The 15,435-nt window shown below is 76.8% G+C and carries 13 protein-coding genes; 7 read left to right on the top strand and 6 right to left on the bottom strand.

Going from position 1 to position 15,435, the window contains the following annotated elements:
* The first annotated feature begins 204 nt into the window (after window positions 1–204).
* Window positions 205–1,242, top strand: coding sequence for a LacI family DNA-binding transcriptional regulator (locus E5225_RS02465; RefSeq protein WP_136225287.1), 1,038 nt, complete (start codon window positions 205–207; stop codon window positions 1,240–1,242).
* Window positions 1,243–1,401: 159 nt separating this feature from the next.
* Here E5225_RS02465 and E5225_RS02460 read toward each other — a convergent pair whose 3' ends face one another.
* Window positions 1,402–3,969, bottom strand: coding sequence for a glycosyl hydrolase family 95 catalytic domain-containing protein (locus E5225_RS02460; RefSeq protein ID WP_135974159.1), 2,568 nt, complete (start codon window positions 3,967–3,969; stop codon window positions 1,402–1,404).
* A gap of 138 nt (window positions 3,970–4,107) precedes the next feature.
* Here E5225_RS02460 and E5225_RS02455 point away from each other — a divergent pair, with 138 nt between their 5' ends.
* From E5225_RS02455 to E5225_RS02430, 6 genes are all read left to right on the top strand, one after another.
* Window positions 4,108–4,734: a flavodoxin family protein gene (locus E5225_RS02455; protein ID WP_135974160.1), complete on the top strand. Its 627-nt coding sequence runs from the start codon at window positions 4,108–4,110 to the stop codon at window positions 4,732–4,734.
* Window positions 4,735–4,771: 37 nt separating this feature from the next.
* Window positions 4,772–5,245 carry a tRNA (cytidine(34)-2'-O)-methyltransferase gene (locus E5225_RS02450; protein ID WP_135974161.1) on the top strand — a complete coding sequence of 158 codons (474 nt, stop codon included), beginning with the start codon at window positions 4,772–4,774 and terminating at the stop codon, window positions 5,243–5,245.
* An 11-nt stretch (window positions 5,246–5,256) separates the two neighbouring features.
* Complete coding sequence (locus E5225_RS02445; protein ID WP_243738319.1) at window positions 5,257–5,769, top strand: GNAT family N-acetyltransferase; 513 nt, start codon at window positions 5,257–5,259, stop codon at window positions 5,767–5,769.
* Between the two features lie 120 nt (window positions 5,770–5,889).
* A complete protein-coding gene (locus E5225_RS02440; RefSeq protein ID WP_135974176.1) occupies window positions 5,890–7,695 on the top strand; it encodes a gamma-glutamyltransferase family protein in 1,806 nt (601 codons plus the stop codon).
* 114 nt (window positions 7,696–7,809) lie between these two features.
* Window positions 7,810–8,685, top strand: coding sequence for an amidohydrolase family protein (locus E5225_RS02435; RefSeq protein WP_135974163.1), 876 nt, complete (start codon window positions 7,810–7,812; stop codon window positions 8,683–8,685).
* 55 nt (window positions 8,686–8,740) lie between these two features.
* Complete coding sequence (locus tag E5225_RS02430) at window positions 8,741–9,442, top strand: FadR/GntR family transcriptional regulator (protein WP_135974164.1); 702 nt, start codon at window positions 8,741–8,743, stop codon at window positions 9,440–9,442.
* Between the two features lie 10 nt (window positions 9,443–9,452).
* Here E5225_RS02430 and E5225_RS02425 read toward each other — a convergent pair whose 3' ends face one another.
* From E5225_RS02425 to uxaC, 5 genes are all read right to left on the bottom strand, one after another.
* Window positions 9,453–10,427: a hypothetical protein gene (locus E5225_RS02425; RefSeq protein WP_135974165.1), complete on the bottom strand. Its 975-nt coding sequence runs from the start codon at window positions 10,425–10,427 to the stop codon at window positions 9,453–9,455.
* A 357-nt stretch (window positions 10,428–10,784) separates the two neighbouring features.
* On the bottom strand, window positions 10,785–11,813 hold the full coding sequence (locus E5225_RS02420; protein WP_135974166.1) for a LacI family DNA-binding transcriptional regulator: 1,029 nt from the start codon (window positions 11,811–11,813) through the stop codon (window positions 10,785–10,787).
* A 105-nt stretch (window positions 11,814–11,918) separates the two neighbouring features.
* The gene (locus E5225_RS02415; RefSeq protein ID WP_135974167.1) at window positions 11,919–13,022 is read right to left on the bottom strand and encodes a sugar kinase; all 1,104 of its coding nucleotides are present in this window, start codon (window positions 13,020–13,022) and stop codon (window positions 11,919–11,921) included.
* 50 nt (window positions 13,023–13,072) lie between these two features.
* Window positions 13,073–13,750 carry a bifunctional 4-hydroxy-2-oxoglutarate aldolase/2-dehydro-3-deoxy-phosphogluconate aldolase gene (gene eda, locus E5225_RS02410; RefSeq protein ID WP_135974168.1) on the bottom strand — a complete coding sequence of 226 codons (678 nt, stop codon included), beginning with the start codon at window positions 13,748–13,750 and terminating at the stop codon, window positions 13,073–13,075.
* Window positions 13,747–15,234 carry a glucuronate isomerase gene (gene uxaC / locus E5225_RS02405; RefSeq protein WP_135974169.1) on the bottom strand — a complete coding sequence of 496 codons (1,488 nt, stop codon included), beginning with the start codon at window positions 15,232–15,234 and terminating at the stop codon, window positions 13,747–13,749. The genes eda and uxaC overlap by 4 nt, the downstream gene beginning before the upstream one ends.
* Between the last annotated feature and the right edge of the window lie 201 nt (window positions 15,235–15,435).

Below are 15,435 nucleotides of genomic sequence, written 5' to 3'. Positions count from 1 at the left end.
GTGGTATCGGAAACTTTCGGCATGTTGCCCGAAACGCTGTGTCCGCCACCGTAGGCAAGCGTTTGCACACGCGTCAACCCCGGTGACCGAACCGAGACCTGACGCGACCGCCGGGACACCGCTCCCCGGCGCGTCACCCAGGTGCTACGGTCGCAACCGAAACTTGCGCGACGGCGGCGCGGGACCCAGACCCAAGGGGGCGCGGTGACGGTACCCACCGGACCGACGGGCGACGTGCGCGCGGTGACCATCGCGGACGTCGCGGCCCTGGCCGGCGTCTCCGTCCCCACCGTCTCCAAGGTCCTCAACGGGCGCGCCGACGTCGCACCCACGACCCGCGCCCGCGTCGAGGCGATCCTCGAGGAGCACAGCTACCGGCGGCGGCGGGCCCGCACGTCGACCGACCCCTCGCTCATCGACCTGGTGTTCCACGAGCTGGACAACGCGTGGGCGCAGGAGGTCATCAAGGGCGTCGAGGACGCCGCGTCCGCGCGCCGCGTCGGCGTCGTGCTGTCCGAGCTCGGCGGCTCGCACCGGCCGCAGCAGGACCTCATCGACGACGTCCTCGCCCGCCGGCCCCTCGGCGTGCTGCTCGTGCTGTCGTCGCTCGACGCCACGCAGCGCCACCAGCTCGAGTCGCGCTCCATCCCGTTCGTCGTCGTCGACACCTGGGGCGAGCCGCCCGCCGGCGTGCCGACCGTCGGGTCCAACAACTGGAACGGCGGGCTCATCGCCACGCGGCACCTGCTCTCGCTCGGGCACCGGCGGATCGGCGTCATCGCCGGGCCCGCCGACGTGCTGTGCAGCCGCGCGCGCGTCGACGGCTACCGCAGCGGGCTCGAGGAGGCCGGCATCCGGCCCGACCCCGCGCTCGTGCGGTGGGGCGACTTCCACGTGCTCGGCGGGTACACGCACGGCATCGACCTGCTGTCCCGCCCCGACCGGCCGACCGCGATCTTCGCCGGGTCCGACTACCAGTCCCTGGGCGTCATGCGCGCCGCGCGCGAGCTCGGGCTGAGCATCCCCGAGGACCTCTCCGTGGTCGGCTACGACGACCTCCCGCTCGCCCAGTGGCTCGGCCCGTCGCTCACGACGGTGCGCCAGCCGCTGCGCGAGATGGCGGCCACCGCGACCCAGATGCTGCTCAGCCTCGCCGCCGGCGAGCGCCCCGCGAACCTGCGGATCGACCTCGCGACCGAGCTGGTCGTGCGCGAGTCGACCGCCCCGCACCGGGCGGGCTGACCGCCGCTCGCCGGCCGCACCCGGGCACCCGCACCCCCCCCCCGACGCCCCCGCCGAGGGCAACCTGGTGTGCGCCTGGCGCCCGAGGTGCGCGCACGAGGTTGCCCTCGGCGGGGCCGTCACCCGGGTGGGGGGCGGGTGGGTGGGGCGGGTGGGTGGTCAGGGGGTGACGCGGACCGGGGTTGCCGCCGGGAGGTCGAGGCGCGTGCCCGGTGCGTCCGCGCCCGCGCGGACGACCACGACGGCCGGGCGGGCGGCGGACAGGACCGCCCGGGTGACCCGGCCGTCGCGCCACACCAGCTCCGCGAGGCGCAGGCCGCCGCGCAGGCGCAGGCCGCGCACGTGCCCGTCGGGCCACGCGTCCGGCAGCGCGGGGAGCAGGTGCACCTCCCGGACGCCGTCCGCGTCGACGCGGTGCGCCTGCACGAGCGCCTCGGCGACGCCGGCCGTGAACCCGAGGTTGCCGTCGATCTGGAACGGCGGGTGCGCGCACAGCAGCGACCGGTAGACGCCCCCGACGTGGCGGGGCGCCGCACCGTCGGCGTCGGTGCCGCCGGTGGTGACCGCGGCGGCGAGGTCGGCGTCGACCGGGTGCAGGAAGGCGTGCACCAGGTCGGTCACGCCGCCCGGGTCGCGCAGCCGCGCCCGCAGCGCGAGCCGCCACGCGAGCGACCAGCCCGTCGAGTCGGGGCCGCGGGCGTCGAGCGTCCGGCGGGCCGCCGCCGCGAGGTCCGGCGCCTGGTCCGGGTCGATCGACGTACCGGGGAAGACCCCGTACAGGTGCGACTGGTGCCGGTGCTCCGGCTCGGCGTCGGGGACGTCGGTGGACCACTCCGCGAGGCGGCCGTCGGGTGCGACGCGCTCGGCGGGGAGGCGGTCGAGTGCCGCGTCGACGGCCGCGACCAGCGCCTCGTCCTCGCCCGCGGCGGGCGCGAGGCGGCGGACGTGCCCGAGCAGGTCGCGCGCCATCGCGAGGTCGGAGGTCGTGGACGTCCCGACGCTCGCGACGGACCCGTCGGGCAGCAGGTACTGGTTCTCCGGGCTCGTCGAGGGCGCGGTGCCCAGCGAGCCGTCGGGCTGCGGCACGAGCCAGTCGAGCAGGAAGAGCGCCGCGCCGCGCACCACCGGCCAGTGCCGCCGCAGGGCGTCGTCGTCGCCGGTCCAGTCGTGGTGGTCGACGACGTGCCGTGCGAGCCACACCCCGCCGAACGGCCACGTCGACCAGCTCGCGCTGTCCCGCCCCGCGCCGACGGGGCCGGTGAAGCACCAGGGGTCGCTGTTGTGGTGCGCGACCCAGCCGCGCGCACCGTAGAGCTCGCGCGCGGTGCGCTCCCCCGCCGCGGCCAGGCGGTCGAGCCACGCGAGCAGCGGCTCGTGGCACTCCGCGAGGTCGCCGACGAGCGTCGGCCAGTAGTTCATCTCGGTGTTGATGTTGATCGTGTAGTTCGCGTTCCACGGCGGCGTCACGTGCGGGTTCCAGACGCCCTGCAGGTGCAGCGGCAGCGTGCCGGGGCGCGAGCCGGCGACCGTGAGGTACCGGCCCAGCTGGAACGCGAGCACCGCGAGGTGCGGGTCGGCGGCGCCGCGCGCGTGCGCGACGAGGCGCGCGTCGAGGGGCGCGTCGGGCGGCGTGGCCGCGAGGCCGAGGTCGACGCGGCCCATGAGCGCCCGGTGGTCCGTGACGTGCCTGTCGGGCACGCCGTCGAGGTCCGCGAGCGCGGACGTGAGCACCGCGACGGCCTCCGCGACGACGCGGTCGGCGTCGCCGTGCAGGTGGGCGTCGCCGACGACGTGGTCCGTGGCGGTCGCGAGGACCACCCGGACCCGGGAGGCCCCGGCCACGTGCACGGTGCCGTCGTCCGCGGACGCGCCGGCCGGCCCGTCCGGCACGACGGCGACCGCGACGGCCGCCAGCACGCCGGGGCCGTCGTAGGACACCGCGTGCGCGTCGTTCAGGTAGTCCGGGAGGACGCGCGCGGGCATCCGCACCAGCGCGGTGAGGACCGCGACGCCGGCCGGCACGGCGGCCGCGTCGGGCGTGGCGGCACCGGGTGCGTCCGCCGGTGCGGCCGTGCGCAGCGCCGCCGGCGGCCGCAGCCACGGGTGCGGGGACGTCAGCGCGACGTCGACGTCGCCCGTGGACCCGTCCGTGCGGCGGTCGAGCAGCAGCACGCCGTCGGGGTGGCTGACCAGCACGTCCTGCCGACAGGCCGCGCCGTCGGCGGCCGTCCACACGCTCGTCGCGCGCGCGTCGGCGAGGTCGAGCGTGCGCCGGTACTCCCGCGGCTCGCCGGCGGAGCGCTGCGTGAGCAGGAGGTCGACGAGCGGCTGGTTCGCCTGCGTGTACCCGCTCTGCAGCCGGGCGACGTGGCCCTCGGCCGCGCGCACGTCGCCGTCCGCGAGCGCCCCGCGGGCAGCGGCCAGCTCGCTCGCCGGCCCGCCGGGCCCCGCGAGCGGAGCGATCGGGTGCGCCACCGGCGCTCCCGACCAGCAGGTGTCGTCGTTCACCTGGACGCGCTCGGACGACGTGCCGCCGAAGACCATCGCCCCGACGCGCCCGTTGCCGACCGGGAACGCGTCGGTCCACGTGCGTGCCGGCGCGTCCAGGCGCAGCTCCAGCCCGCCGGGACGGGCGTCGCCCTCGCTCCCGTCCAGCCCCGTCTCGTCCAGCCCCGTCTCGTCCAGCCCCGTCGCGTCGTCGCCCGCCCGGCCCACCGCGTCGTTCATCCGTCCCCCGTCGCACGCCCCGTCACGCCCCCCGGCCGCCGGGCACGCTAGCAGCGCACCCGGCGCCGGCGTCGGTACCGGCGGGGCGGGTCCGGGTCCGCGGTCGCGCGGCGCACCCGGCCGTCGCAAGGTGGGGGCATGACGACCGAGACCACGACGCCCGACCTGACCGCACTCGTCCTCGTCGGCACGCTGACCCCGTCCCCGGCCCCGTCGAGCTCCGAGCTGCTGGGCCGCCAGGTGCTCGCCGCGCTCGGCGCGCACGGCGTCACGGGCGAGGTCGTCCGGGTCGTGGACCACGACGTGCGTCCGGGCGTGCAGAAGGACATGGGCGAGGGCGACGCGTGGCCCGCGATCCGGGAGAAGATGCTGGCCGCCGACATCCTCGTGATCGCGACGCCGATCTGGATGGGCCAGCCGTCGAGCGTGACGAAGCGGGCGCTCGAGCGGCTCGACGCCGAGCTGTCCGAGGAGGACGACGAGGGCCGCCTGCTGACGTACGGCAAGGTGGCGGCGGTCGCGGTCGTCGGCAACGAGGACGGTGCGCACCACGTGAGCGCCGAGGTGTTCCAGGCGCTGAACGACGTGGGCTTCACGATCCCCGCGGCCGCGATCACGTACTGGGTCGGCGAGGCGATGGGCTCGACCGACTACCAGGACCTCGACGAGACGCCGGAGAAGGTCACGACGACCACGCGCACGCTCGCCGCGAACACCGCCCACCTCGCGCGGCTGCTCAAGCAGCAGGGCTACCCGCCCGCCTGACGCACGCACGGCGTCGGCGCCCCGCCGCGGTGGGAGGATGCGGGACGTGCTGCACGTCGCCCTCTTCGAGCCCCGGATCCCCGGCAACACGGGCAACGCGATCCGCATGTGCGCCGGCACGGGCGCGACCCTCCACCTGGTCGAGCCGCTCGGCTTCGACCTGTCGGAGGCGCGCCTGCGCCGGGCCGGGCTGGACTACCACGACCTCGCGCACGTGGTCGTCCACCCGGACCTGGCCGCCCTGCTCGACGCGTTGCCGGACGCCCGCGTGCTGGCGTTCACCACGCGGTCGGACCGCTGGTACACCGACGTCGACTGGCGCGACGGCGACGTGCTGCTCTTCGGCCCCGAGCCCGACGGCCTGCCGGACGAGGTCGTCGACCACCCCCGCGTCACCGACCGCGTGCGCATCCCGATGCTGCCCGGCCGCCGGTCGATGAACCTGTCGAACGCCGCCGCCGTCGCGACGTACGAGGCCTGGCGGGTGCTCGGGTTCCCGGGCGGGGCATGAGCGGGGCGCACGTGAGGGGCCCGGGCGCCGGGGTCGTCGTCGAGCCCGCACGGCCCGACGACGTCGGCGCGATCCTCGCCCTGCGCACCTCGCTCGAGGAGTGGATGGAGACGGCCGGCGTCGTGCAGTGGCCGCGCGGGTCGCTGCCCCGCGCCCGCGTCGAGGCGCAGCTGGCCGCGGGCGAGTGGCACGTCGTGCGTGGCGCGCCGGGCGAGGTCGTCGGGACGCTGCGGCTGCTGTGGGCGGACCCCGAGTTCTGGGGCGCCGACGACACCCCGGCGGTGTACGTGCACGGGCTCATGACCGCCCGGTCCCGGCGCGGCACCGGGCTCGGGCGCACGCTGCTGGACTGGGCGGCCGAGCGCGGGCGCGCGGCGGGCGTCGGCCTGTTCCGGCTCGACTGCCGCGACACGAACCCGGTGCTGCGCCGGTACTACGAGCGGTACGGCTTCGCGGTCGTCGGGCGGCGTGACTTCCCGCTGTTCAGCGCCACCCTCCTGCAGAAGCCGCTCGACGGCGTCTGACGCCGGGCTCCCGGCGCGTCCTCGGCGACCCGCGGGGCGCCGCGTGTTGTCCAGGCCACCGGGACGGCGCAGGATCGTCCGGTGTTCACCACGCGACCCGTCCTGACGGGCACCTTCGGCATGGTCGGCTCGACGCACTGGCTCGCCAGCGCGGTCGGGATGCGCACGCTCGAGGCGGGCGGCAACGCGTTCGACGCCGCGGTGGCGGCCGGCTTCACGCTCTCGGTCGTCGAGCCGCACCTGAACGGCCCCGGCGGGGACGTGCCGATCATCGGCCACCGGGCCGCGGACGGAGGCACGTTCGTGGTCGTCGGGCAGGGCACCGCACCCGCCCTGGCGACGCCGCTGGCGTTCGCGGCGCTCGGGGTGGACGTCGTCCCGGGCACCGGGCACCTCGCCGCGGTCGTGCCCGGCGCGTTCGGCGCGTGGCTGGACCTGCTGGCGCGCTACGGGACGATGACGCTCGCGGAGGTGCTCGCCCCCGCGATCGGGTACGCGCGCGACGGCTACCCGCTCGTCCCGGCCGCGGCCCGGACGGTCGCGACGGTCGCGGACATGTTCGCGGCGCACTGGCCGACGAGCGCCGAGGTGTACCTGGCCGGCGGGCACGCGCCCGCGGCGGGCAGCCGGTTCGCCAACCCCGCGCTCGCCGCGACGTTCGAGCGGCTGGTCGCGGAGGCGGAGTCCGCCGGCCCCGACCGTGAGGCGCAGGTCGAGGCGGCGCGGCGGGCGTTCTACGAGGGCTTCGTCGCCGAGGCCGTCGACACGTTCGTGGCGGGCACGCCCGTCATGGACGCCACCGGCTCCTCCCACACGGGGCTCCTGCGCGGCGACGACCTCGCCGCGTGGCGGGCCACCGAGGAGCCGACGGTGTCCGTGCCGTTCGCGGGGGTCGAGGTGCACAAGACGGCCGCGTGGGGTCAGGGCCCCGTGCTGCTGCAGCAGCTGCGGCTGCTCGACGCGCTCGGCGTCGACGGGCTGGTGCGCGACGTCGTGGCCGCCGAGGCGCGCGGCGAGGTCGCCGTCGAGGCGGCCACCGAGCTCGTGCACCTCGCCACCGAGGCCGCGAAGCTCGCGTTCGCCGACCGGGACGCCTGGTACGGGGACTCGGCCGACGTGCCGCTCGACGCGTTGCTGTCCGCGGCGTACGCGGCCGAGCGGGCCCGGCTCGTGGGCGCCGACGCCGACGGCGGCTACCGGCCGGGCAGCCCCGACGGGCGCGAGCCCGTCCTGCCCCGCGCGCTCGTCGAGGCGCGCGCCGAGGTCGAGGCCGGCCGGGGTGCGGGCGGCGCGGCCGCGGGCGGGCTGGGCGAGCCGACGGTGTCGGCCCTGGGCCTGTCCCCCGGCGACACGTGCCACGTCGACGTCGTGGACCGGTGGGGCAACCGCGTGTCGGCGACGCCCTCGGGCGGGTGGCTGCAGTCCAGCCCCGTCGTGCCCGGCCTGGGGTTCGCGCTGCCGACGCGCGCGCAGATGTTCTGGCTCCAGCAGGGGCTCGCGTCGAGCCTGGTCCCGGGCACGCGCCCCCGTACCACGCTGAGCCCGGCCCTCGTGCTGGGCGGCGACGGGAGCGGCTTCGCGTTCGGGACCCCGGGCGGCGACCAGCAGGACCAGTGGACGGTCCCGTTCCTGCTGCGCCACCTCGTCGGCGGGGCGGACCTGCAGGCGGCGATCGACGGCGCGTCGTGGCACTCCACGCACGTGCACGGCTCGTTCCACCCGCGCACGCACACGCCGCGCGGGCTCTCCGCGGAGTCGCGGCTGGGCGCCCCGGTCCTCGCCGCGCTCGCGGCCCGCGGGCACGCGCTGCAGGACGCGGGCGCGTGGTCGCTCGGGCGCATCAGCGCCGCGGGGGTCCGGGCGGACGGCCTGCTCGAGGCGGCGGCGAACCCGCGCGGGATGCAGGGGTACGCCGTCGGACGCTGACCACGTCCTGAGTCATCGGATGTCTCGTCCACCTGACGCCTCGCGGATGAGGATTGGATGAGGATCGGGCACCCGGGACGTTCCAGACATCGGAGCACCGGCTACGGTCGGACCATGCCCTACGACGTCGTGGACGCACATCTGCAGGTGTGGGACCCCGAGACGGTCCACTACCCGTGGATGGCGCAGGACCCCTCCCTCCTGCACCGGGCGTACCGCGTCGCCGACGTGGGCGGAGCGCTGCACGAGCACCACGTGGACGGCGTGGTGCTCGTGCAGTCCGCCGACAACCGGGCCGACTCGGAGAACCTCCTCTTCCAGGCGCTGTCGTCCCCGGACGTCGTGGGCGTCGTCGGGTGGGTCCCCCTCGACCGCCCCGACGAGGCCGCGACCCAGCTCGACCACTGGCGCGCCGAGCCCCTCGTGGGCGTGAGCCACCACATCGACCGCGAGCCCGACGCCCGGTGGCTGGTCCGGGACGTCGTCGACGACGGCCTGCACATGCTCACCGAGCGCCGCCTCGTCCTCGACCTGCCCGCGACGACGCCCGAGCTCCTCCGCCACGTGGCCACGGTCGCCGAGCGGCACCCCAAGCTGACGGTGGTCGTCGACCACCTCGGGGGGCCACCCCTCGGGGCGCTCCGCGCGGGCGACACCGCGACGTGGAGCCGGTGGACTGCCGCGCTCGACGAGGTCGCGCAGGTGCCGAACGTCGTCGCGAAGCTCGCGGGCCTCGGCCGCGTCGCCGGGCCCGGCTGGACCGCGGACGACGTGCGACCGGCCGTCGACCACGCCCTGGCCGCGTTCGGCCCCGACCGCCTCATGGCCGGCAGCGACTGGCCGAGCGCGCTGCGCGGTCAGGCGTCCTGGGAGGACGCCTGGCGGGCCGTCCGCGCCACGCTCGACGGGCTCGACGACGTGGGACGCGCACGCGTCCTGGGGCGGACCGCCGTCGAGGTCTACGGCATCCCCGTGCTGGTCGCGGGCTAGCATCGACCGGGCCGACCCTCCAGGTCGGCGCGTCACAGCGGACGAGGACGGGCACGTGTCACGCACCCAGGGTGTCGTCGAGGACATCCAGCGGCTGATCCTCGACGGCGGTCTGCGCCCGGGCGACCGGCTGCCGGCCGAGAAGGAGCTCGCCGTCGAGCTCGGCGTCAGCCGCGGCTCGTTGCGGGAGGGGGTCCGGGCGCTCGTCGTGCTCGGCATCCTCGAGGCGCGGCACGGCGACGGCACCTACGTCACCGACCTCAACCCCGCGACGCTGCTGACCCCGCTCCAGTTCGTGGCCGACGTCCCCGGCGACCGCACCGAGCTGCAGGCGGTACGGCGCATGCTCGAGACCGAGGCCGCCGGGCTCGCGGCCCTGCGGATGACGGACCCGCAGATCGCGCGGGCGCGCGCGGCGCTCGACGACACGACGCGGACGCTGGTCGACGCGGCCCCCGACCCCCAGGCGCTCGTGCGCGCCGACCTCACGTTCCACCGGGCCGTGGCCGACGGGTCGGGGAACTCGGTGCTCGCCGCCCTCATCGACGGCCTGGCCGGCACGCACGCGCGCCGCCGCGCGTGGGAGGAGCTGCACGACGTGGCGGGCGAGCGCGTCGCCGCGGAGCACGAGGCGATCCTCGCCGCCGTCACCGCCCGCGACCCGGACCGGGCCCGGCTGCGGATGGCCACGCACCTGCTCGGCGTCGAGGACCTGCTGGCGGGGCGCGCGGTCCGGGCGGCCGTCGGCGCGCGCTGACCGCCACCCCTCACGTGCGGGCGTCGTCGGGCACGCCGCACGCCGCACGCACGAACTCGTGCAGGGCACCGCGCAGCTGCGCGGAGGCGGCGACGTAGAGCTCGGGCTGCTCCACGCCGTCCACCACGGCCCGCACCCCCAGCACGGTGCCGCGCTTGTCCTCCGCGATCGCGTGCACGTCGCAGCGGGCGGGGACGACGGGCAGGACGACGCGCCCGTCGGCGGGCGGGTGCGCCGAGTCGACGTCGACGACCCAGGGCCCGAGCGCGGCGGCCGGGCGCAGCAGCGTCGTCCCGCCGACCTGCACCAGCCGCACGTGCGGGCCGCCGGCCACGGGCTCGACCCGCAGCACGAGGTCCGCGACGGGCCGCCCGTCCTCCTCGCGGGTGACGAGCGCGTCGTCGAGACCCAGCCGCAGCCCCGCCGCGACGGCCGCCGCGGCGCAGTCCTCCCCGTGCACGCGCCGCAGGTCGTCCGTCTCGTCGGTCGGCACCACCCGCACGGTGCCCGCGCGGCCCTCGGCGTCGACGACGTCGAGCTCGACCACGGGCGCCGGGTCCGGCCCGGCGGTGCCCGTCGCGACGGCCGGGCAGGTGGGCGCGGCCAGCGCTGCCCGCATCGCTCGCGTGGACCCGCCACGGATCTCGCGCTCCTTCTCCGTGACGGCCGGGGCGGCGGTCGTGGCGGTCGTGAGCCGGCCCTCCACGACGGTGACGTCCACCGGACCGGCGTTGCGCACCCGCAGCTCGACGACGCGCGCCACGCGGTCCGTGCGCGCCTGCGCGACCTCGACCGCGAGCGCGCGGGCGACGTCGTCGGGCAGCGGCCCGGCGTCGGTGGCGGTGGGTGCGGGGGTGGTGGTCGACGGCGTCGGTGCGGGCGGCCCGCACGCCGTCAGCGTCCCGGCCAGGACCGCGGCCGCGACCGCGGCCGCCGGAGCGGGACGCCGGCGTGCCCGGCCGGCGCGGGCGACGACGAGAGGCATCCGGGCATCGTCCCGCAGCGGACCGGCCGACGCGAGGGTGCTCGCCCCGTCCGACAGCGCGCCCGACGCCGGGCGCCGTGCCGGGCGCCCGTAGGCGACCGGCGCATGCCCCGCTGCACGTACGAGGTGTGCCGCACCAGCGTGCTGCGGCGGCGTGTCCGCCCGGTGCGGGCATCACGTCCACGGGCGTACGCACACCGTGCGTACGCCCGTCAGAAGGGCCCCTACCCCCGGGCGACCCGCCGCCGCGGCAGGAGCGGTATCGGCGGGGTGCGCAGCCGCCCGGCGCGCGGCAGGTGGCCCACGTGCCCCCGCGTCGGCCACCGCCCGGCGGCCGGGTCGCGCGGCGGTGTCGCGTCAGACCGTGCGGTCGGGGGTGGACGCGCGCAGCACGACCTCGGTGGCGACCGTCCGCACGCGGGCCGCGCCCGTGTGCTCCTCGAGGGCCAGCTCGGTCGCGAGGACGCCGACGTCGACGAGGGGCACGCGCACCGTGGTCAGCGGCGGCACGACGTCACGCAGCGTGAGGATGTCGTCGAACCCGGCGAGCGCGACGTCCTCGGGCACCCGGACCCCGAGGTCGCGGGCGGCCGCGAGGGCACCGAGCGCCATCACGTCGTTCACGGCGAACACCACGTCGACGTCGCCTCCCGCGCTCAGCAGCTCGCGCATCGCGGCCTCGCCGCCCTCGTGCGTGAACTCGCCCGTGACCACGTGCGCGGGCTGCACGGGAGCGCCGAGCTCGGCGAACGCCGCGGTGAACGCCTCGCGCCGCTCGCGTGCCGTGAGGTGGTCCTCGGGGCCGCCGAGCACGCCCGCGTGCCGGTAGCCGCGTGCGTGCAGGGCCCGCGCGAGCGCGTCGGCGCCGGCCGCGTTGTCGACCGCGACCGTGTCGACGCCGAGCACCGGCTGCCCGACGAGGGCGACGGCGCCGCCGGCGCCGCGGAAGTCCGCGAGGGCGTCGCGCATGGCGGCGTTCCCCGCGTCGTCGTCGTGCCGGCCGCCCGCGATCACGATCGCGCGGGCCCGCTGACGCTGCAGCAGCCGGACGAGCTCGACCTCGCGGGCCGGCTGGTGCTGCGTGCTCGCGAGCGTGACCTGCAGCGCCGCGCGGTCCGCCGCCTGCGTGACCCCGGCGGCGATCGAGGAGAAGAACGGGTCGGCGATGTCGTGCACCACGAGGCCCAGCGACGTCGTCCGCCCGCGGGCCATCGCCTGCGCGTTCGCGTCCGGGGTGTAGCGGAGCCGCTCGGCCGCCTCGAGCACGCGCTCGCGCAGGTCCGGACGGACCGTGCGGTTGGCGCTGCCGTTGATCGCGCGCGACGCGGTGGCCAGCGAGACGCCGGCCTCACGCGCCACGTCGCTGAGGGTCACGCTCGAGGCCATGGGCGTCAGGCTAGGGCAGCGTGACCCCGACGCGCCGGGACGCGCGCGACGGCGAGACGGCCTGCACCCGGACGGCCCCGCACCGCGGACGGCCCAGCGGACGGCTCAGCGGTCGACGCGGGCGCTGCCGCCACCGGCGAGCTTGAGCACCTCCGCCTTCGTCGCCATGGTCGTGTCCCCCGGCGTCGTCATGGCCAGCGCGCCGTGCGCCGCGCCGTACTCGACGGCGGTCTGCAGGTCCTGGCCGTCGAGCAGGCCGAAGGCGAGGCCGGACGCGAACGAGTCGCCGCCGCCGACGCGGTCGAGGATCTCCAGGCCCGGGCGGTGCGTGGCCTGCACCAGTCCCGACGCGCGCGACCACGCCAGGGCGCCCCAGTCGTTGACCGTCGCGCTGCGGACCGTGCGCATGGTCGTCGCGATGACCTGGAAGTTCGGGTACGCCGCGGCGACCTTCTCGATCATCGCGGCGAACTGGTCCACCTCGAGGTCGGACAGGTTCTCGTCGACGCCCTCGACCTCGAACCCGAGCGAGGCGGTGAAGTCCTCCTCGTTGCCGATCATTACGTCGATGTGCGGGGCGATCTCCCGGTTGACCTCCTGCGCGCGCGCCTGCCCGCCCACGGCCTTCCACAGCGACGGCCGGTAGTTGAGGTCGTAGGAGACGACCGTGCCGTGCCGGTGCGCGACCGTGACGGCCTCGATGACGGTCTCCGCCGCGGAGTCCGACAGCGCCGCGAAGATGCCGCCCGTGTGGAACCAGCGCACCCCGAGCTCGCCGAACAGGTGCTCCCAGTCGACGTCGCCGGGCGCGAGCTGCGACGCCGCGGTGTGCCCGCGGTCGGACACGCCCACGGCGCCGCGCACACCGAAGCCGCGCTCGGTGAAGTTGAGGCCGTTGCGCACCGCGCGGCCCACGCCGTCGTACGGCACCCACCGGACGAACGACGTGTCGAGCCCGCCCTGGAGCACGAGGTCCTCGACCAGCCGCCCGACCTCGTTGTCCGCGAGCGCGGTCACGATCGCGGCGCGCAGCCCGAACGCGCGGCGCAGACCACGCGCCACGTTGTACTCGCCGCCGCCCTCCCACGCGCGGAAGGTGCGCGTCGTGCGGATGCGCCCCTCCCCCGGGTCGAGGCGCAGCATGACCTCGCCGAGGCTCACCGCGTCGTAGCGGGTCTCGGCGGCGGGGCGGATCGTCACGTCGGGCATGGTCGGCTCCTGAGGCGTCGGGGGGAACGGGGGGCGGCGCGGGACGCCGGTCAGACGGCGGGGCGCAGGTCGGTGGCCAGCGCGACGGCGTCGGCGACGAGGTTGCGCACCGCTTCCAGGTCGCCGGCGCGGACGAGGTCGCGCGGGACCATCCACGAGCCGCCGACGGCCGCGACGCACCCCAGCGCGAGGTACTCGTCGAGGTTCGCCGGGCCGATGCCGCCGGTCGGGACGAAGCGCACGCCGCCGAAGGGCGCGGCGAGCGCGGCGATCGCCTTCGACCCGCCGGACGTGCCGGCGGGGAAGAACTTCACCGTGGTCACGCCGAGCTCGAGCGCGGCCTGCACCTCCGTCGCGGTGACGGCGCCGGGCAGCGCGAGGACACCGTGCTCGGCGCAGCGCTCGACGACCGCGCGGCTGGTGCCGGGCGAGACGACGTAGTCGGCGCCGGCCGCGACGGCCGCGTCGACCTGGTCGGGCGTCAGGACCGTGCCGGCCCCGACGAGCACGTCGCCGCGGTCGCGCAGCGCGCGGATCGCGTCCGCGGCCGCGGCGGTGCGGAACGTGACCTCGGCGACGGGCAGGCCGCCGGCGACGAGGGCGCTGCCGAGGCCGTCCGCGTCCTTCGCGTCGTCCAGGACGACGACGGGGACGAGGCGGTGCGCGGCGAGGCGCTCCAGGACGGTGGGGCCCGCGTCGGTGGCGGGGGCGCTGACGGTGCCGGTCACGGGTGGACCTCCTGAGGGGCTGCGGCGGGGTCGGAACTGCTGGGGAAAACGCTTGCTGCGACGGGAGGGTACGCCGCCCGCGGCAGGCGGTACGCGAGGTCCACGGCCGTCTGCACGGCCTCGTCGAGGTCCAGCCGGTGCTCCGCGACGAGTCGCGCCAGGTAGCCCGCGTCGATCCGGCGAGCCAGGTCGTGTCGCGCCGGGATCGACAGGAACGCGCGGGTGTCGTCGACGAACCCGGTGGTGTTGTAGAAGCCGGCCGTGTCCGTGACGGCCTCCCGGTACCGGCGCATGCCGTCCGGGCTGTCGAGGAACCACCACGGCGCACCGAGGCGCACGGCCGGGTACACGCCCGCGAGCGGCGCGAGCTCGCGGCTGAACGTGTCCTCGTCGAGCGTGAACAGGATCAGGCGCAGGTCCGGGTGGTGCCCGAAGGCCTCCAGCAGCGGCGCGAGCGAGCGCACGTACTCCGTCGCGACGGGGATGTCGTAGCCGACGTCCGGGCCGCGCTCGAGCGCCACGCGCGGGTCGTGGTCGCGCAGCGCACCCGGGTGCAGCTGCATGACGAGCCCGTCCTGCGTCGACATGCGGGCCATCTCGAAGAGCATGTGCGCGCTGAACGCCTGGGCCTCGCCGGCCGTGACCTCGCCGCGCAGCGCCGCCGCGAACACGGCCTGCGCGTCGGCGGGGTCGAGCGGCGTCGTGTCGGCGCGCAGGTGGCCGTGGTCCGTGGCGCGGGCCCCCGCCTCGACGAACGCCCACCGGCGGGCCTCCAGCGCCCGCACGTAGTCGCCGTACGACCCGATCTCGACGCCGGCACGCTCGCCGAGGAGCGCGACGTCGTCCCGCCAGCCCGGCCGGTCCACGTGCAGCAGGGCGTCGGGACGGAACGTCGGCACGACCCGCTCGCCCCAGCCGCGCGCGGCGAGGTCCGCGTGGTCCGCGAGCGTCGCGGTGGCGGCGTCGGTCGTGGCGATGATCTCGATGCCGAGGCCGTCCAGCAGCGCCAGCGGGCGGAACGCCGGGTCGGCGAGGCGCTCGGCGATCGTGTCGTACGCCGCGTCGGCCGTCTCCGCGGAGAGCTTCTGCGTGACGCCGAGGACCTCCACCAGCTGGTGCTCGAGCCAGAACCGCGTCGGCGTGCCGCGGAACAGGTGCCAGTGCGCGGCGAACGTCCGCCAGATCGCGCGCGGGTCGGTCTCGACCGGCTGCCCGTCCCGGCGCGGGACGCCGAGCGCGTCGTGCGGGACGCCCTGCGAGACGAGCATGCGCACGAGGTAGTGGTCCGGGACGACGAGCAGCGACGCCGGGTCGCCGAACGGCTCGTCGCGCGCGAGCACGCCCGCGTCGACGTGGCCGTGCATGGACACGATCGGCAGGTCCCGCGTCGCCTCGAGCACCTGCCGGGCGAGGCCCCGGGTCACGGGGTCGGCCGGCAGCGCTCGGTCGGGGTGCAGCGTCCAGCGTGCTGCGGTGTCGCTCATGGGTCCTCCCGGACGTCGTGGGCGGCGGGCGCCCCTGCGCGCCCGCCGCCGCTGGCCCGGCCGCGTGCCACGGCACACCCGGCGGGCGGCGCATCCGACGATGAATGCGTTTGCAGTCCGACCATGCCAGGGGTCGCCGGATCGGCGCAAGCGCTGACCACGTCGTTGCGGAGGGTCGGTAGGGCGTGCTGAAATCGCTTT

The organism is Cellulomonas shaoxiangyii (assembly GCF_004798685.1).
Lineage (GTDB): Bacteria > Actinomycetota > Actinomycetes > Actinomycetales > Cellulomonadaceae > Cellulomonas > Cellulomonas shaoxiangyii.
Note: the sequence above shows the minus strand (reverse complement) of the source record. Positions and strands in the feature narration are given on the sequence as shown.